Below are 15,695 nucleotides of genomic sequence, written 5' to 3'. Positions count from 1 at the left end.
GTCCGGTGATAACCAGACCGCGGCATCCCCATCGGCTCTCGAGCGCCGCTTTTGGTCACCGGACGGCGTGCCGACGGTCTCCGGCTCTCCCGATGTGGCCCTGCGTCAGCCGCCTAGGATCTGGGCCGCGGGCAGGTCAGAGCTGGAACTCGGTGGGAGACACTCCCAGCACTGTGCAGGCATCCCGGATGATCATCTGCTCGGACTGGGAGAAGTCGCCGTCGGCCCCGGCGATGACGATGCCGGTCTGGATCACCGCCCTCGCCTCGGTCGGCTTTTTGGCGGTCTTGGCGATGTCCTGCATTGCCTCGGTCTTGCCCTGCTGGAAGTTGTGAGTCAGCTGGTCCACATGCTTGTTGAAGCGCTGGCGCAACTGCTCCGCCGGGAAATTCTGCAGCACCTCATTGCTGAGGATCATCGACTCGACGTGCTGCCGCTCGGCCGGGTCCACGTGCCCGTCTGCGGCCGCGACCAGTGCGCACATCGCCATGCTCGCGTCGCGGTACGCACCGCTCTTCAGCTCGGTCTTGAGGGAGCCGAGCTGCGTCTTCAGCGCGCTCACCAGCTGGGCGCGCGAACCACCGCCGGACCCTGCGCCACGGCTCGGTCCGTGGGTTGCACCGCGCCCGCGCTGGGCCTGCTGCAGATTCTTGGCCTGGTCCTTGAGCCGGTCCCACATAGCCATTGACGTCACCTCGGTATTCCGCTGAGTCATCCAGTCGCGATTCCGCTCGCGCGTTCACCGGACCAACGGCTACCTCCAGGCAAAGGTTCCGCAAAAGGCACTGGCCCGCCCCTTGCAGGCTTCAAGGCAGTAAGGAACCGGGCGGGGAAGTTTGGCAGACAAAGGATCACTGCCGCTTCCTGGGAACCGCCGCCAGGTCCACTTCGTCGAGTGCCCGACCGTGATCGATATGGAGCTGCCGCGACCACTCCCGCAGCCTTTCAGCGCCGAGGCTGTCGTCGGACGTGGCGGCGGCTCTGTCCAGAGCTGCGCAGCCAGGACGGCCAGTGCACCGGCCTGACCCAGACCGAACTCACCGCCGTCCACGACAGCTCCGCTTACACCGACCGCGTCCGCCTGCGCGACATCCTCGGCGACCACCGGTCCTACACCTCACCCGTGACCACCGCGGCCGAAGCCGAGCACGAGATGCGCTTCCTCCGGGTCGGTGCCCTGCCGGTGGTAGACGAGCACGGCAGCGCCCTGGGCGTACTCGCCCTCTCCCGCTGAACCGCTTCACCCTGGTCGGACCGTTCTCTCCTTCTCCCTGTGAAGCCACATGCGCTGCGTCATCGCCCGCTTCCCCTTCGAGCTCACCAAGAGCGGCGTGCTGGAATCGATGAAGGGCATCAAGCCCGAACGGGGCACCGGCGAGCGGGCGGCCCTTCCCCCGTGTCGTAGCGGTGAAGACGGCGGAGAACTCGCCCAGGCTGGACGAGTCAGCCAGGACCTCCGACACGTTGCCTCCACACGGCTTCGGGAGCCAGCCGGCAGGTGATGACAGCGCCACCGGTGACCACGGTCAGGAACACTGATTGCTCTGCCCGGCCGCCACCAGGGCAGCGACATCAACGAGCAGCCCGGCAGGCTTCGACATGAGCCGATCCTCTTCACCTGTCGCCCCGCCCCTTCAACCGGTCGCGCTACCGAGCGAGAAGGGCAGTCGCCGTCTTCCCGACGGGTGACCGCGGTCCCTCTGGCGAGACGGTTGACCATGGGTCAGCCGAAACCCCCGGTACCGCCGTTCAGGTCACGGGTGCGCATGCGCCGCGCCTGCGGGCTGGGGTCATGAACGGCAACCTCGATGCTGTCCGGGTGTGCGGTCAGGTCCAGGGTGCAGGTGCCACCGCCGTGGCGCAGGGCGTTGGTGACGAGTTCCGAGACGACCAGGACCACGGCATCGACGGCCTCGGCTGCTAGCGCCGGGACGAGACCTTCGAGGAATTCCCGGGCGCTCTCGCGTGCGATGGCGACGGACCCCGAGGGGCGGGCGGTCGCGACGTTGACGCTCATCGTGTCCCTCAGGTCCCCCCGGTCCCTGGATCGCCCCATGCCCTGCCTTGCATGCACGGGGCTTGTGCCCCGGCCTATGGCGGTTGCCCCCGACGATGATCATCCGCGCCCTGCCCGTCACTGTTCGAGGCCGATTACCTCACTGTCGAACACGCGAAAATCTATATTGGCCGGAGTAGACATCGGGTGGTGTCGTGGTTATGGTTTCTCTCGTAGCCAGAGAGACCGCAGGGCCCGGCAGAGATGAACTGCCGGGCAGCAGTACCCGCAGTTGCAGTTCGCAGGACGGTGCGGCGGTGGAGTTTCGAAGCCAGGGTTGTTGCAGGACGGCGACGGGACTGACGGCCGGACCGGGTGGCCCGCAGTGATCAGGGGCCGCCGTGAGCAGTACCGCAGTTAACGCAGTGGCAGTACCCATAAGTGCAGTTCGCGGTACCCAGCAGTGAAGTTGGTGAGCAGTACCTCGGTGAAGGCGTCGGCTGCGGGCGCGCGCACCGGGAGGTTCGGCAGTGGGGTTCTAAGCCAGAGCAGACGCAGGACGGGCGACGGGGCTGGCTGCCGAAGTGGCGCTGTGAGAGGCCACGAGCAGTACGCAACACCAGCAGTTCAAGCAGTTCGCAGTTCCCGTTTGGTAAGTGATTGATCCAGAGGGAAGAACGGAGGAGCCGAGCACCATCAGGATCGCCCGGGCAGACGTCTCGAGCCCGGGTACCGCAGGACATCGATAGTGAGGTGGTCTCCGGTCAAGCAACCGCGATCCCCGCACCCCCGACAGCAACCAGGTCGGGTCTGCGGACACAGAAGGCCGGTGCAGCATCAGGGCCGGCAGATGGTGTAGCAGTTCCTTCGGGGCCCTGGTGCCATACGGCACCAGGGCCCCTCCACGCGTTCCACAAGAGAGGTGCAATGACCGCAGACGACACGTACGGCCGTCTCGATGACGACGACTACCCCGCCTACACCATGGGCCGGGCCGCCGACATGCTCGGCACCACCCAGGGCTTCCTCCGCGCCATCGGAGAAGCCCGCCTCATCACCCCGCTCCGATCCGCGGGCGGTCACCGACGCTACTCCCGCTACCAGCTGCGCATCGCCGCCCGCGCCCGGGAACTCGTCGACCAGGGCACACCCATCGAGGCCGCCTGCCGCATCGTCATCCTCGAAGACCAGCTCGAGGAAGCCCAGCGCATCAACGCCGAATACCGCCGCACCGCCGAATCAGCCAGTCCACCGGCCGCAGCGTGAGATGCGCGTGCCCGTCGGCATTGGCGGGCACCGCACGCAGAGTCCCGGTGTGCGGCGTGATCGTTCATGTGGTGACGTGGCGTGTTGGCGTGTAGCGTCTGTGTCAGCTGTCGTGGTTCGGAAGTTCCCTTTGCCCACGCCTCGGCGTGGGCGTTTTGCTGTGCTGTGCCGCAGGAACCAGGGCGATCACCTCCGCCTTCCGCGTGGTGTGGGAGGCGTTCATCGACTGGAAGGCATGAGACATGGCTACGGGAACTGTGAAGTGGTTCAACGCGGAGAAGGGCTTCGGCTTCATCGCCCAGGACGGCGGCGGCCCGGACGTGTTCGCCCACTACTCCGCGATCAACTCCTCGGGCTTCCGTGAGCTTCAGGAGGGTCAGGCCGTGACGTTCGATGTCACCCAGGGCCAGAAGGGCCCGCAGGCCGAGAACATCAACTCCGCCTGACCTCGCAGCCCTGCCCGAGGGATCGTGCACACCGCGTCCGGCAGCTGCCGTCGCCCGTCCGGGCCGTGATTTCACCGGACAGGGGACCGGGACCCACTCTCCTACCGGCGGCGGATGAGCCTGTCATGTGCAGGCCGCGGCCACGACGTTACGGTCCTGGTCGCCGGCGACCATGGTGTTACTCGGAAGTGACAGAGCACCGGGCCGGATGACTATGGATACGGGGCTGCGCGCCGCGCGGCGGGCTCGGGCGCCGCCCGCCCTGTGTGGTTGCCGTGCAGTTGGACGAGCGGACCTTTAGACCCTCGTCCAGGCGTCGAGGAAGGCTTTTCGCCCGGCGAGATCGTCCGACCTGCGGTCGGCGTGCAGGACGCGCCAGGCGGTGAGTTCGAGATCTCGGAGCCACAGTTCTCCGATGACCTGTGTCTTGAGGTCGGGAAGATGGTCGGACTCGGCGAGGGCTTGGCCGATTACCTCCCCGGCTGCGACGCGTTGGGGCGGGGTCATCTCATCGACAGCCGAGAGGATCTGTCGGGCCAGGGCGGTTCCTTCGCCTGCCAGGGATTGCAGCACCTCAGCCTGGATGTTGGCGGGTAGCAGGTAGGCGGTGCCCGAGGACCTCCACAGGTCCGACCAGAAGTGCTCGCCTGTCTCCGTGGGGGCAGGGAGCGCGGCCAGCAGTCCCAGGAGATGGCCGATGGCCGCGTAGCCACCGGAGTGGGCAGCTGCGACGACTGCGATGCCTGCGACGCGCTCCACATCGAGATGCCTGGCTTCGAGGTCTGAAGCCAGGCCCAGTTGGTGTTTCAACTGGTCTGTGAGGGGGGCGGATACGTGGGGGCGGACCTCGGGAAGCATCGGCGATCCTTGCGGGTAGGCGAGCGGAGATGCCCGTTCGGAAGCCCTGATCGTTCCCACGACCAGCCGATCTACTCGGGTTCTGGCGGCCCAATTGGCGTGGGACCAAGGGGCCGGAGTCCACACGGCGGCGAGAGAGCCCACGCCCGGTGACGTGTGCCTGGCTTTCGGACCGTTCTCTCGAAACGCTGTCCTGTGAGGTCTCCTGGCATGAGCGCATGAGCGCATGATTGCCAGTGACGCCCAGGCGTCCGGGGAAGGATGGGAAGCCACGTCCCGTGACGCCGCTGAGGTCGAACCTGTCCACGTCGCCTCAGAGTGTGGAGAACACCGCGAAGTCGGGCTGCCCCGCGGACCACAAGGTGACGGTGTAGGCACCCCGCTTGCTCTACACGCCCTGCTACCTGGCCCTGGGGTGGGCGCCGGTGCGCTACCTGCCCGCCTTCATGCACACCGGCGGAGCGGCCGTACTCACCCTGATCGTGGCCGGCGGTCTCCTCCACAGCGCGGGTGCGGTCGTCTACGCCCTCCGGCGCCGCCGAAACTGTCGGCGGTCCGATTCGCCGCGTTGGAGAAGGAGTTAGGCAGGTCCGGTCGCCTGCGGGTTCGAGGATCAGGGGTGGACATTGGTCCGGGTCCAAGCGGTGATCGGCCGCCGGTTCCGGATGCGGTTGTCGGTCGTAACCGCGTGGCGGCTGCTCAAGCGGTACGGCTGGTCCTGGCAGGCCCCGGCCGGCGGGGCGCTCGAGCGGGACGAGCGTGCGGTGGAGCTGTGGAAGCGGAAGGTGTGGCCGCGGGAAAAGCACCGCGGAAAAAACGGCGCTCGGGGCCTGGATCGTCTTCGGGGACGAGGCCGGATGCGATGACACCGCTGCAGGCCCGCACCTGGAGTCGGCGTGGGCATAAGCCCGTCGTACGCGGCCGAGCACGACTGGCTCACCGTCTTCCAACTGCCCTCGTTCGCAACGGCCCTCAACCCGGTCGAAGGCATCCGATCGCTCCTGCGACGCGGCCCGATGGCGAACACCGCCTTCACCGACCCCGACCACCTCACACCAGTCCGGTTGCTCCTTCCGCGAGGCATGCTCTGCGAAGAAGCCTGCGACCTGGATCCTGTGCGGTCGTCACACCCGACAACAAGACGAAAACCTCGGTAGTTCGTCGCGATGACGTACGAGTAGCGTGACGGCGCCCATGGTGGCGAATGCGACTCGACCGATAGTTGACATTTTGGCGCGTGGTGGACTGTAACGGGAGTCCGGCCTGGCGGCGTCAATGCGAACAGGCCGCCGACCGGACAGGGGCCTTCCCCTCGTCATCCACGGAGATCAGCTCTTCCTGGAGCATGCGGCGTGGTTGCGCCATCGCGTGTTCACGCAGCCCTGGTGTCTTGGCGCGACCGATCAGCACGGGGAAGGATGCCGCTCGCGGCGTTGGTCCCGGCGGCACGGGAGTCAGCGTTCGAACGGCAAGGACCGGGCGTCGGCCTGGAGACGCGAGGAGCGACGGGCGATACCCCTTCCCCCGCCCGCCCGTTGCATCCCGCGGCGCGCGCCCGGTCCTGCCGTCCTGATCAGCGTCTGCATGCCTGGACCGGGCTGGGCGCCCTCGTGCGAGGCATGCCGGCCCAGTGGGCGGGTTCGGCCGCGGCGCCTGGTAGCCGGGGGTTAGACCACGCCCGGGTTCGTGTCGTAGCGGCGGGGGATGACGATGGACAAGTCCTTGTAGGTCATGGGGATGCCGATGTTCTCGGTGCCGCCCCAAGGGCGAACGGTGCCGGCTTGTCCGGTCGACCACGGTTCGATGTTGCCGTCGAGCTCCCCATTCCCGCTCACCGTGCCGTACACCTGGTCGGGGTCGAGGCGTTCGGGATGACCTTGCTGCAGCTGCCACAGCGCGAAGAGCCGGTCGACGTTCGCGTGCAACAGGAACACGAACGGGTCGCGGAAGGAGATGTGCGAGTTGCCCATGAAGACGAAGCCGTGCATCTCGTTGTGGCTGTCTTCGAGCGCCGCGGTCATCTCCGCGTAGTCCGCGGCGGCAAGCACGCCCTGGTCCCGGGACGGGTCGATGGGCAGGCCGTTGACCTGACGGTTCACGGCTCTCGGCGGGTCGGCGGGGTTGTTGTTCGGGTCGAAGGCGTTGTCCGAGCGGAACGGGTTGGCGTTCGGTACGTAGAAGCCCGCGCCTTCGAAGGGCTGTCCGATGGGCTTGAGTGCCTGCCCTCCGTACCCCATGAACTCCGGGGTGAACAGGTTCAAGGAGCCTGACTGGCCGTTGCCGAGGTTGGCGTTCGGGATGCTGCGCGGGTCCTGAGTCCAGTCCCAGTAGTGCAGGGAGACGCGCGGGTCGATCACGCGCAGCTGGTCCTCGAACCGGTTGACGACCTCCCGGTGCCGCGGCAGGAACTCCGGGCCGCCGTGCACATGGGTGGCCTTGTGGATCTCGTCCTGCTTGAACCACCACGTCACCCCACCGGGCGCCGGGTCCTCACGCTTTCCGTCCCAGCGGGTCTTGTTCAACTTCAAGATCGCATCGCGCAGCAGGGTGCGCTCTGCGGGGTCGACGGTGGCGAGGTTGCGGCGAATGCCGTCTCCGAGTGCCATACCTGCTCCTCGTGCGGTTGCTGCCCCCTGTTGCCGTCCGCCCGCTCCTCCTCGCCCGTGGTCGGGCCCCGGGGCGGCGCCGACGGCTGTCGAAGCCCGCTGTGGGGTGCCAGCAGGTGCCCGGCAACGCCGATGGGGCGAACGGGGGGAGGTCGTACGCCGTGTCATCCCGTCGCAGTTCCCCTGGGCGACGGCCGGGCGGCGATCGTGCCACCAACCCCGCGTCCTCGCCGCCGCCCAGCCCGGGAAGCGTTCACTCGGGTCTCCGGAACTGCGGCGAGGGGCGGCTGTGGGCGCCGGGCGTCAGTGAAAGTGGCCGTGGCCGTCGGAGGTCGCGGACTGTGTCGGTTCCGCCGAGGTCGGGCCCGCCTCGGGACTCGTCGGCGTAGCGGGCGCAGGAGCTGGCTGGGTGGTCGCTGGGGCGTGGTCGTCGCCATGTGCGGATTCGTCAGCGGTGCCGTGGCTGTGGCCTCCGCCCGGTGAGGTCTCCATGGAAGCGGCCACCTCGCGCAGGCCGAGGAAGGCCAGGGCGGCGGTGATCAGGACGGCGAGGCCGACGAGGCCGAAGATCCGTCGTGCCGCGATGTCGGGGTCCTTGATGACGTAGGCGATGAACGAGACGACAAGGCCGGCCGGGACGAGGACGGCGCCGCGGGCCGGGAAGTCCTCGAAGTGCTGCAGGCCGCCGGAGAGCATGCCGATACCGAAGGAGAGCGCCAGGGACGCGCCGATCACCACGATCATGCGGCGAAGACCGGGGCGTTCGTGGGCGAGGAGGAACTCGTTGAGGAGGGTGGCGGCGAGGAAGACCGCGGCTCCGTAGAGGGCTATGCGGGTGTAGCGGTCGGGGTCCAAGGGGTGGTGGACGACGGCACCGCTGATCAGGCCGGCGCCGACGAAGTAGCCGACGTAGCCGAGGTAGCGGGCCGTCAGGGAGCGTCGGCGGGCTTGGCGGGTGTGCTGCTTGCGGCGGGTGGCGCGGCCGCCGGGCGCGAGGTCGCCGGTGTGGGCGGCGCGTGGGTTGAGGAGCTGGGCCTGGGACATGCAGGTTCCTTGCGAAGGCGTGTGGTGGACCACGCCAAGCGCCGCCCATTGGCGGCCGGTGACGTGGTGCAAAGAAAACGGATAGACCGGGATGAGCCGCCCGGATCTATACCTGTTGCACCACGGAACCGACGGAACTTCGCAAGGGGGGAAGTGCTGCTGTGTCGCGGGCCGCCCAGGCACTCTTGCGCGGGCCGGCAGCGGGAGTCTGCCCGGCGAGCGGGGTGAGCCGGGGGGTGGGAAGGCCGCTGTCCTGGGTGGGGGTGGTGTCGCAGACCTCGGCGGGGTGCGAGTGGCCGCCGTGACCATGCCCGCCCTCGCGGCCGACGACGCCATCGTGGCGGTGTTCGTCCGGCTCTGGACTGGCGACGGCCGTCTGGGCGGCGGGCACGCTGGTGATGTGGGCGGAGGCGCTCTCGGCGCCCGCCGCGTGGGTGTAGAGGAAGCCGAGCAGCAAGGCTGCCAGCCACAGCAGGCGCAGCGGGCCCGCATTAATGCGGGCCCGCGGTGAGCCGGATGCGCGCCGGGCCGTGACCATGGCGTGAAACATACCTGGGCCTCTGGAGAGCCCGACTGGGAGGGTCGGGGCTCAGGGCGCCGCGCGCAGGCCGTGGAGGGTGACGTTCACGAGCCGGTCGCGTGCGTCGGGCGTGGTGAGAGTGGTGGCTGCGGTCAGGGCGTGCAGGCAGTAGGCGGCGAGTTCGACGGGCGGCACGTCCCGGCGGAGGTCGCCGGCGTCGCCGCCTTCGGTGATCAGGGCCGCGATCAGGTGGGTGAGGTGCTGCTCGGCGTGGCCGACGTGCGCGCTCTGGTGGAGGTGGGCGGCCAGTTCCCCGCCGTGGCTCTGCCCGGCCAGGCTCGCGTAGGCGGTCAGGACGCCGGTGAGCCGTTCGATGGCGGGGCCGGGCCGGTTCGCCCCTTCACGGAGCTGCGTGAGGTGGGCGGTGATCTGCCGCTCGTGCCAGGCGGTGAGGACGGCCTCGGCGTCGGGGAAGTACTTGTAGAGGGTGGCGCGGCCGATTCCGGCGCGTTCGGCGAGCTGGGACATGGTCACTGCCCGCAGCCCACCGCCTTCGACGAGTTCGGCGGCCGCGTTCAGGACGGCGTCCCGCACGGCGTGACGGTGCGCGTCGATGGTCTCGTTCCACAGCTTCGGCACCCATCCAGGATACGGACGTACACGGCCGATACACTTCGTTTGTGAGCGAGACATGTTGTCTCGGAAAATCTTGGAACCGATCCGGGAGGCGCTGTGTCTGATTCGCCGAGGTCTTCCGGCGGGCTGCCGGAGGAGGAACACCACACGCCGCGCTGGGTAAAGGTGTCCGCCACGATAGTCATCGTCCTGGTGGTGGTGTTCCTGGCCGTGCATCTGGCCGGTGGCGGCATGGTGGGGCACGGGTCGTGAAGCCGTTCCCGCCGGCCGTACGCAAATCACTGCTCACCGCGCACGTCACGTTCTCGCTGGGCTGGCTCGGCGCGATCGCCGCCTTCCTCGCGCTGGCCGTGACCGGGCTGTCCACTGCCGAAAGGGAGACGGCGCGAGCGGCGTACGTGGCGATGAACGTCGTGGGCTGGGCGGCAATCGTGCCGCTGGGCGCCGCCACGCTGGTCAGCGGTGTGGTGCAGTCGCTCGGGACGGTGTGGGGGCTGTTCCGCCACTACTGGGTGATCGCCAAGTTGCTGATCACCGTCCTCGCCCTGGTGCTGCTGCTGGTGCACATGCAGCCGGTCGGCCATCTGGCCGACGCGGCTGCCCGGGCTGCGCTCGAGGGCGGGGAGCTTCAGGGCCTGCGGTTCCAGCTGGTGGCCGACGCCGGTGCGGCGATCGTGGTTCTGCTGACGGCGGCCGGCTTGTCGGTGTTCAAGCCGCGCGGGATCACCCGCTACGGCCTGCGCCGCCGCCGGGCGGAGCATGCGTCGCTCTAACCGTGGCTGCGGTGCGGGTGCAGACCACCGGCGGGGGTCAGCCCAGCGCTGCCAGGAGTTCGTTGCACGCCTCTTCGCAGGAGCGGCACGCCTCGGCGCACAGACGGCAGTGGTCGTGCATGTCGGCATGGGAGGCGCATTCTTCGCCGCACGCCTTGCAGGCGACCGCGCACGCCTTCAGCAGCGCGGCGGTGATGTTGGCGTCGTAGCCGGTGTGTCGGGAGAGCACCGAGGCGGTGGCGTTGCAGATGTCGGCGCAGTCCATGTCGGTGCGGATGCACTTGGTCAGATCACCGACCATGCCCTCGGACAGGCAGGCGTCCGCGCACGCGGTACACGCCTGGGCGCAGGCGATGCATGCCTCGATGCAGCGCGTGAGCTTGTCCTGGTCGATGCCGCCGAGGTCCGCCGGGTAGGTGGCGAGCATGTCCTTGACCGTGGCCATGACCGATGCCTCCATTTCGGGGCCGGAGGCCGGGTGGACCGGGCGGGCCGCACACGTTCGACCTCCGCACTTTCAGTGTGTGACCAGCAGGCGGCGGTTACGAACGCGCAGAACGGGGCGCCCGCATTGGGCGGCCCGTTCTGAGTCGACGCCGGGGTCAGTGGTAGGCGTGGACGACGGCGTGGCCCTTGCCGCGGCCGATCATCCACTTGTTGACCGGAGTGGTGATCAGGAACGCGACGGCGAAGCCGCCCAGGAGCGCGGCCCAGAACAGCCCGTCGCTGAGGTGGGCGTCCATCGCGCCGGGGGTGAGGGCGATGATGCCGTTGTCGACCAGCTCCATCACGGCGATCGAGACGGTGTCGGCGGCCAGCGCGACCTTGATCGCGGACTTGAGGTCCAGGCCGGCGCGGCGGACGGCGAACAGCGTGAAGGAGTAGCCGAACAGGAACGCCAGGGCGATCGCCAGAACCATCGTCTCGGCATTGCCCCACAGCAGGGCAGTGCCGATGACCATGCCGAGAATCTCGCCGATGGCGCACCCGGTCAGGCAGTGCAGGGTGGCCTTCGACGCCATCCTCCAGGGCGCCCCCTCGTGGTGGGCGCCGCCCGCGTGCGCGACGTGACCCTCCTGAGCGCCGTGCGTGGCATGGTCGTGAGCGTCGGTGTGGTGGTGCCCGCTGTGATCCATGACCGTCATCCCATTCCCTGCCGCATAGGCCCCCGCTCTCGGTGACCCACACCACAAATATTATACCCCTAGGGGGTATTTTCCAGGGTGTTTCTCCGTAGCTGCGGCCTGCTGCCGCCTGGGGCCGGACGAAGGATCGACAGGGCCGTACCGGAGACGAGGGGCGAGCACCGCGCACGTACCCGCCCCGGGCCGGGGGCAGTCCGGTCAGTTCTTGCCGAGGAGCTTGTTCATCTGCGCGATCTCGACAGACTGGGAGGTGATGATCGCCTGCGCCATCGTCTTGGCCTCAGGGAAGGCGCCCTGGGCCTGCTCGGTCTTCGCCATCTCCACCGCGCCCTCGTGATGCTTGATCATCAGCTCCATGAAGGCGGTGTCGAACGCCTTGCCCGAGGCACTCTTCAGCTTCTCCATCTCCTGCGCGCTCATCATCCCGGCCATGCCGTGCGCGGAGTGATCCATGGCGCCCTCTGCGGGCACCTGCTCACCCCAGGAAGTCAGCCACCCGGACAGGGTCTTGATCTCCGGGTCCTGCGCCTTCTTGATGCCCTCGGCGAGCTTCTTCACCTCCGCAGACTCGGCGCGCGACGGCGCGAGATCGGCCATCTCGATGGCCTGGCGGTGATGGGGGATCATCCCCTTGGCGAAGGCGACGTCGGCGGCGTTGTGCTGTCCCTGCGAGGCGGAGGCGGACGCGGCCGGCGAGGAGGTGCTGTGGCCGTTGTGGCCGGCCGAGCCGTCGTCGCTGGCGCAGGCGGCCAGCACGACGGCGGCAGCCCCAGCTGCGACGACAGCGGCGGTACGGCGGACGAGGAAACGCTTGCTGATCATGGTGGTACAACTCCTTGCAGCGCAGCCCGTCAGGGCGTGCGCGAAGAACGGATGAAGAGAACCCGTCGACGAGCCCGCCGTCCCGGCGACGACACCGGCACCGGCAAGCCCGCGCGGGTCTCCCTAAATCCGCAGCAGCTGCAACTCAGACAGATCCGGCGGAGCCCTGCCCTCGACACCCTCAACGAGCGCCACGCCCGCCGCCTCAAGCGCCGCCGCCGTGGCGGAGCCCAACAGTGGGGGCGGAACGTACGCCGAGGCGACACCAACCGCCGCACACGTCGCATCCGCGTGGTCCAAGTGGCCCGAGCCGCTGGCCGTGTGCGAGCACTCCAAGCCGACACTGCTGGCAACTACCGGATGATGGACGACCACCTCAGGTGCCGCTGCCGCATGGCCGGAACCCGCATGTGAGGCGGGCACCGGGCTGGGGGTCAGGGCGTGCATCCCAAGCACACCTGCCAGTACGACCAGCACCAGCACCACGAAGCCGTGCCCGGCAGGGCGGCTCCTCGTCAGCTGGGCGGCGCGAATCATGCGCACATCGTAAAGCTCGCCTCGCAGCCCCGCGAGGTTTGGCCAGCCAGGCGGTCAGGCGCCTGCGCTCACAGTCGTGCGCGCCGAGCGGGCCGTGCGGAGCGAGGGGCCAGTTGGCTTGGCGCTCGGGGCCGGGCCGGCGTGCTGGATCAGGATGTCGAGGGAGCCGTCGGCGTTGAACACCACCGGGTCGCGGTCCCCGAGTGCGAACCGGTCGAGCTCGTTGGCGACCTGGAGCCCTCGGCGTCATACATCGTCACCGACCAGAACGCGTCGACGGGCCGCAGCTGATTCGTATCGAAGTGCAGGATGTAGTCCTGCTCACCGGACAGCGTGTCTCCGTCGGCGTCGGCCACCAGGATCGGGTAGACGGCGTCTTCAGGAGAGTTGGCTACCGAGTGCGACGGCCGCGATGACGGTGCGCTGGAAGTAGTCCATGCCGCCGCTGGTCCGGCACCAGCGGCTCCCACCACCGGCGCGCCCTGCGCCGACGCGATGTGGGTCTTCCCTTCGGGCGTTAGCGGCCGGCGGAGGTGCCGCACATGATTGTCCGAGTCCCGAACAGGCTGTGCGTTCCGGCTTCCGGTCGCGCGGCCAGGTCGTTCGCGGGGGCGCTGACGCATGGTCCTGAGCATGACGCTCGTTTGACGCTCACGCGCCCCTGATCACGACCAGAGGGAGCCGAAGGTGGCTCTGACCTGCATGTTTCCGGACGGCCTCCGGGTGCACATCTTCTCGATGACGTCGCACGTGGAGTGCGTCGCCATTCTGGAGCCGGTCCGATAGGGCGTCTGACGTGCGGTTTCGGGGAAACGGCCGTCGGTTCGACCTGTTTCCGGTGGGTGCAACAGGTGGGCGTGGAGAGCGCTGCCTGAGCTGCGGTTTCCGGAGGTTTGGGGGGCGATCTGCGCCCCGGCATGGCCGGGGCGCAGTGATGTCTTGACGTGAATGACGCATGAACTGAAAAGCCGTCAGTTGCGCTCGGGGCTGTGCGCGAGTGCGGGTCAGCTCGTTTGCGCGGGCCTTTCGATCACGCTGTGCCGGGCAGCGGTCGCCCAGGTGCGCCCGTCGTTGTGGGAGGCCCCACGCCTCCGGGCTCACAGATCGGCTCGTCGTGTCGGTGTGCGTAAGCCTCGGCCGGCTTCGCGCCTGGGCTCGCTCATGGAGCCGGGGCCGGATAGCCGCCGTCTGGCGTTCGCGCTGGTGGGGTTCCGGCTCCTACTCTGATCCGAGTCGTCATGCCCATTGCTCTGTGATTGCCGACGGGGCACCACAGCTCGTACTCGCCCTCGCGCAGGGTGACGGTGATCTTCTCCGTTTCGCCGGGTGCCAGCCCACCGGTCTGGGTGGGGGTGAGGCCGGGGCCGGAGATGGCCAGGGCATGCGAAGTGCGGCCGGAGTTTCGTGCGTTGAACGTATAGGTCCCGGGCGCGAAGGCGGTCTCCGAGAGCTTGAGCGCGAAGTCGGTCTCGTCGACGTCCACCGTTTGGGCGGCCCTCTGTGTCGGGGCGGTCGTCGCGGGAGTCGTGACCGTGGTGGTGCCGTTCCCGTTGTTGTCCCCGCAGCCCGCCATCGCCAACGCCAACGCCAACAAAGACGCTGCTGCGAGGGTGCGCGCCAGAGGATATCTGTGGCGGCTGCGCCGTCCAGGTTTCATCGCCACCTCCTTCGCCGGGAGCATGACGTTCGCTGGGCGCCACCGCCATCGGCCACGCCTGACGGCATAGGGGGCTCACCCGATCGGTCTTCGGCGATACGCCGGTTGTTCCGATGCGGCGCGCGCCGCTTGTCAGCCTCGCGGCCGCAGCCCGTCCAAGATGACTCGGACGAGGCGGTGGACCGCGGCCGCGGAGGGCATTGCGCCGGCTGCTGTCAGGGCGTGGAGGCAGTAGACGGCGAGTTCGGCGGGCTTGGCGTCGTCCCGCAGGGCGCCCGTCTCGGCGACCTCGGCCAGCAGACCCTGGACCAGGTCGACGAGCTGTTGCTGGGCCTGGCGGACGGGTTCGCCCTGGTGGAGGAGGGACGCGAGTTCATCGCCGTGGTGGCCGCGGTGGTGGGAGATGAAGGCGTACGTCGTGAGTACGGCTTCGAGCCGCTCGGCCGGGCTGCCGGGGGCCGTCGCGCTCGGTCGGTTGGCTGGGGGCGGTGCTCGTGTTTCTGGCTCTTGCCGTCATCGGTCTGACCGCGCGTGACGACTACGCGGTGCGAGCGTGTAGCTGCTGATGGAGGACGCCGCCTGGTACGTGCTGGTGCCGCTGGCGTTCGCGTCATTGCTGAGCGGTGTGGTGCAGTCCCTGTGAACGAGCTGGGGGCTCCTGCAGCACTACTGGGTCCTGATCAAGCTCGGGATCACCGTGGCCGCCACACTCTTCCTGCTGACGTACCTGGAGACCTTCCGCGTCATGGCGGAGGTCGCGGCCCGGCCGGGCGTTGGTCTGGACGAGGTCCGGAACGTCTCGCCGGCCCTGCACGCCGGTCCGGCGCTGCTCGTCCTGAGCGTGGCCATGGTGCTGGCGGTGTTCAAGCCGCGAGGGATGACCCCGTACGGACAACGCCGACAGTACGAGCAGCGCACGAGAGGGCGAGGCACGGCGCCTGTGTCATAACCCTCCGCACAGGCATCCGGCGCGGCCTACGCTGGTAGTGGATGGGCCTGATAGGGGTATCAGGAGGGCGAGATGGCAGCCCTGATTGCTGTGATCCTCGGCGCGCTGATTCTGGCGGCCGTGTGGTACGACATCGCGCGCCTGGTCACCCCGGCGGAGAAGCGATGCCCTCCGTTGGCGCGGCTGCGCGGGAGGCGGGCCGCCCTGGCGGCGACCGAGCGGTGGTGCGTGGGGCTGCGGCTGCGCGGACGTATCGACGCGGACACATATCGCAGTCGCATGAGCCGCCTGGCGTGCGGCGAGCGGAGGGCCTCTGCCGGCCGGCGGCTTCGGGTGCGGCACTGAGAGACAGCGATGCCCAGAGCATGAGTGAGGGGCGGGCCCGGACAAGCCCGCCCCTCACTCATGTCGGATCACTTGTCGGTGGCCTGGAAGCCGCG

The 15,695-nt window shown here is 68.7% G+C and carries 20 protein-coding genes and 5 pseudogenes; 10 read left to right on the top strand and 15 right to left on the bottom strand.

The genetic code is table 11. From position 1 onward, the window contains the following. Positions 1–136 precede the first annotated feature (136 nt). Entirely contained in the window at positions 137–685 is a 549-nt protein-coding gene (locus J7E93_RS10545) for a tellurite resistance TerB family protein (RefSeq protein ID WP_215067742.1), read from the bottom strand. 210 nt (positions 686–895) lie between these two features. Between J7E93_RS10545 and J7E93_RS10540 the strand changes: the two genes are divergently transcribed. Next, a complete protein-coding gene (locus tag J7E93_RS10540; protein WP_308368267.1) occupies positions 896–1,234 on the top strand; it encodes a hypothetical protein in 339 nt (112 codons plus the stop codon). Positions 1,235–1,379: 145 nt separating this feature from the next. Here the strand turns inward: J7E93_RS10540 and J7E93_RS36935 are convergent. Together J7E93_RS36935 and J7E93_RS10535 are read right to left on the bottom strand one after the other, a co-directional pair. After that, positions 1,380–1,601: pseudogene (locus tag J7E93_RS36935) on the bottom strand (hypothetical protein); the annotation flags it as partial. Positions 1,602–1,723: 122 nt separating this feature from the next. After that, on the bottom strand, positions 1,724–2,017 hold the full coding sequence (locus J7E93_RS10535) for an ATP-binding protein (protein ID WP_374105370.1): 294 nt from the start codon (positions 2,015–2,017) through the stop codon (positions 1,724–1,726). Between the two features lie 906 nt (positions 2,018–2,923). On the opposite strand from J7E93_RS10535, the gene J7E93_RS10530 reads away from it, so the two are divergent. Then, positions 2,924–3,262 (top strand): MerR family transcriptional regulator, encoded by a 339-nt coding sequence (locus tag J7E93_RS10530; protein ID WP_215067739.1) that lies wholly within the window; start codon positions 2,924–2,926, stop codon positions 3,260–3,262. A gap of 242 nt (positions 3,263–3,504) precedes the next feature. Continuing rightward, positions 3,505–3,708, top strand: a complete 204-nt coding sequence (locus tag J7E93_RS10525; protein WP_215067737.1) for a cold-shock protein — start codon at positions 3,505–3,507, stop codon at positions 3,706–3,708. A 297-nt stretch (positions 3,709–4,005) separates the two neighbouring features. Here J7E93_RS10525 and J7E93_RS10520 read toward each other — a convergent pair whose 3' ends face one another. Then, complete coding sequence (locus J7E93_RS10520) at positions 4,006–4,566, bottom strand: hypothetical protein (protein ID WP_215067735.1); 561 nt, start codon at positions 4,564–4,566, stop codon at positions 4,006–4,008. Positions 4,567–4,940: 374 nt separating this feature from the next. Between J7E93_RS10520 and J7E93_RS36930 the strand changes: the two are divergent. From J7E93_RS36930 to J7E93_RS36925, 3 pseudogenes are all read left to right on the top strand, one after another. Continuing rightward, a pseudogene (locus tag J7E93_RS36930) lies at positions 4,941–5,138 on the top strand (hemolysin III family protein); the annotation flags it as partial. A 48-nt stretch (positions 5,139–5,186) separates the two neighbouring features. Then, positions 5,187–5,432: pseudogene (locus J7E93_RS38325) on the top strand (winged helix-turn-helix domain-containing protein); the annotation flags it as partial. Positions 5,433–5,480: 48 nt separating this feature from the next. Next, a pseudogene (locus J7E93_RS36925) lies at positions 5,481–5,618 on the top strand (IS630 family transposase); the annotation flags it as partial. 615 nt (positions 5,619–6,233) lie between these two features. On the opposite strand, the gene J7E93_RS10510 reads toward J7E93_RS36925, so the two are convergent. The 4 genes from J7E93_RS10510 to J7E93_RS10495 form a co-directional block, all read right to left on the bottom strand. Next, entirely contained in the window at positions 6,234–7,172 is a 939-nt protein-coding gene (locus tag J7E93_RS10510) for a tyrosinase family protein (protein WP_215067731.1), read from the bottom strand. Positions 7,173–7,475: 303 nt separating this feature from the next. Further along, positions 7,476–8,216, bottom strand: coding sequence for a hypothetical protein (locus tag J7E93_RS10505; protein ID WP_215067729.1), 741 nt, complete (start codon positions 8,214–8,216; stop codon positions 7,476–7,478). 106 nt (positions 8,217–8,322) lie between these two features. Further along, complete coding sequence (locus tag J7E93_RS10500) at positions 8,323–8,754, bottom strand: hypothetical protein (RefSeq protein WP_215067727.1); 432 nt, start codon at positions 8,752–8,754, stop codon at positions 8,323–8,325. A gap of 51 nt (positions 8,755–8,805) precedes the next feature. Beyond that, complete coding sequence (locus tag J7E93_RS10495) at positions 8,806–9,375, bottom strand: TetR/AcrR family transcriptional regulator (protein WP_215067725.1); 570 nt, start codon at positions 9,373–9,375, stop codon at positions 8,806–8,808. A gap of 93 nt (positions 9,376–9,468) precedes the next feature. Between J7E93_RS10495 and J7E93_RS10490 the strand changes: the two genes are divergently transcribed. Then, complete coding sequence (locus J7E93_RS10490; protein WP_215067723.1) at positions 9,469–9,624, top strand: hypothetical protein; 156 nt, start codon at positions 9,469–9,471, stop codon at positions 9,622–9,624. Beyond that, positions 9,621–10,145, top strand: a complete 525-nt coding sequence (locus J7E93_RS10485) for a hypothetical protein (protein ID WP_215067721.1) — start codon at positions 9,621–9,623, stop codon at positions 10,143–10,145. Before J7E93_RS10490 ends, J7E93_RS10485 begins: the two co-directional genes overlap by 4 nt. Before the next feature lie 37 nt (positions 10,146–10,182). Here the strand turns inward: J7E93_RS10485 and J7E93_RS10480 are convergent, their stop codons facing one another. The 7 genes and pseudogenes from J7E93_RS10480 to J7E93_RS38315 all read right to left on the bottom strand — a co-directional run bounded on the left by J7E93_RS10480 (position 10,183) and on the right by J7E93_RS38315 (position 14,711). After that, on the bottom strand, positions 10,183–10,590 hold the full coding sequence (locus tag J7E93_RS10480) for a four-helix bundle copper-binding protein (RefSeq protein ID WP_215067719.1): 408 nt from the start codon (positions 10,588–10,590) through the stop codon (positions 10,183–10,185). 157 nt (positions 10,591–10,747) lie between these two features. Beyond that, positions 10,748–11,281: a DUF4396 domain-containing protein gene (locus J7E93_RS10475; RefSeq protein WP_251066351.1), complete on the bottom strand. Its 534-nt coding sequence runs from the start codon at positions 11,279–11,281 to the stop codon at positions 10,748–10,750. 207 nt (positions 11,282–11,488) lie between these two features. Next, positions 11,489–12,112, bottom strand: a complete 624-nt coding sequence (locus J7E93_RS10470) for a DUF305 domain-containing protein (RefSeq protein WP_215067715.1) — start codon at positions 12,110–12,112, stop codon at positions 11,489–11,491. Positions 12,113–12,235: 123 nt separating this feature from the next. Beyond that, positions 12,236–12,649: a DUF6153 family protein gene (locus tag J7E93_RS36920; RefSeq protein ID WP_251066350.1), complete on the bottom strand. Its 414-nt coding sequence runs from the start codon at positions 12,647–12,649 to the stop codon at positions 12,236–12,238. Positions 12,650–12,703: 54 nt separating this feature from the next. After that, a pseudogene (locus J7E93_RS38320) lies at positions 12,704–13,272 on the bottom strand (DUF1214 domain-containing protein). Positions 13,273–13,808: 536 nt separating this feature from the next. After that, positions 13,809–14,306 carry a copper-binding protein gene (locus J7E93_RS10460; RefSeq protein ID WP_215067711.1) on the bottom strand — a complete coding sequence of 166 codons (498 nt, stop codon included), beginning with the start codon at positions 14,304–14,306 and terminating at the stop codon, positions 13,809–13,811. 132 nt (positions 14,307–14,438) lie between these two features. Further along, a complete protein-coding gene (locus tag J7E93_RS38315; protein ID WP_374105373.1) occupies positions 14,439–14,711 on the bottom strand; it encodes a hypothetical protein in 273 nt (90 codons plus the stop codon). 292 nt (positions 14,712–15,003) lie between these two features. Between J7E93_RS38315 and J7E93_RS36915 the strand changes: the two genes are divergently transcribed. Together J7E93_RS36915 and J7E93_RS10445 are read left to right on the top strand one after the other, a co-directional pair. Beyond that, the gene (locus J7E93_RS36915) at positions 15,004–15,255 is read left to right on the top strand and encodes a hypothetical protein (protein ID WP_251066349.1); all 252 of its coding nucleotides are present in this window, start codon (positions 15,004–15,006) and stop codon (positions 15,253–15,255) included. A gap of 72 nt (positions 15,256–15,327) precedes the next feature. Next, positions 15,328–15,600, top strand: a complete 273-nt coding sequence (locus tag J7E93_RS10445; protein ID WP_215067708.1) for a hypothetical protein — start codon at positions 15,328–15,330, stop codon at positions 15,598–15,600. Positions 15,601–15,695 lie beyond the last annotated feature (95 nt).

Origin of the sequence: Streptomyces sp. ISL-36 (assembly GCF_018614205.1) — a bacterium.
Lineage (GTDB): Bacteria > Actinomycetota > Actinomycetes > Streptomycetales > Streptomycetaceae > Streptomyces.
Note: the sequence above shows the minus strand (reverse complement) of the source record. Positions and strands in the feature narration are given on the sequence as shown.

Coding starts and splice junctions, on each gene's coding strand:
- J7E93_RS10500 (WP_215067727.1), bottom strand. CDS start 8,754: ATGGTCACGGCCCGGCGCGCATCCGGCTCACCGCGGGCCCGCATTAAT.
- J7E93_RS10530 (WP_215067739.1), top strand. CDS start 2,924: ATGACCGCAGACGACACGTACGGCCGTCTCGATGACGACGACTACCCC.
- J7E93_RS10480 (WP_215067719.1), bottom strand. CDS start 10,590: ATGGCCACGGTCAAGGACATGCTCGCCACCTACCCGGCGGACCTCGGC.
- J7E93_RS10520 (WP_215067735.1), bottom strand. CDS start 4,566: ATGCTTCCCGAGGTCCGCCCCCACGTATCCGCCCCCCTCACAGACCAG.
- J7E93_RS10545 (WP_215067742.1), bottom strand. CDS start 685: ATGGCTATGTGGGACCGGCTCAAGGACCAGGCCAAGAATCTGCAGCAG.
- J7E93_RS10475 (WP_251066351.1), bottom strand. CDS start 11,281: ATGGATCACAGCGGGCACCACCACACCGACGCTCACGACCATGCCACG.
- J7E93_RS10510 (WP_215067731.1), bottom strand. CDS start 7,172: ATGGCACTCGGAGACGGCATTCGCCGCAACCTCGCCACCGTCGACCCC.
- J7E93_RS36920 (WP_251066350.1), bottom strand. CDS start 12,649: ATGATTCGCGCCGCCCAGCTGACGAGGAGCCGCCCTGCCGGGCACGGC.
- J7E93_RS10470 (WP_215067715.1), bottom strand. CDS start 12,112: ATGATCAGCAAGCGTTTCCTCGTCCGCCGTACCGCCGCTGTCGTCGCA.
- J7E93_RS10525 (WP_215067737.1), top strand. CDS start 3,505: ATGGCTACGGGAACTGTGAAGTGGTTCAACGCGGAGAAGGGCTTCGGC.
- J7E93_RS10535 (WP_374105370.1), bottom strand. CDS start 2,017: ATGAGCGTCAACGTCGCGACCGCCCGCCCCTCGGGGTCCGTCGCCATC.
- J7E93_RS10445 (WP_215067708.1), top strand. CDS start 15,328: ATGGCAGCCCTGATTGCTGTGATCCTCGGCGCGCTGATTCTGGCGGCC.
- J7E93_RS10505 (WP_215067729.1), bottom strand. CDS start 8,216: ATGTCCCAGGCCCAGCTCCTCAACCCACGCGCCGCCCACACCGGCGAC.
- J7E93_RS10460 (WP_215067711.1), bottom strand. CDS start 14,306: ATGAAACCTGGACGGCGCAGCCGCCACAGATATCCTCTGGCGCGCACC.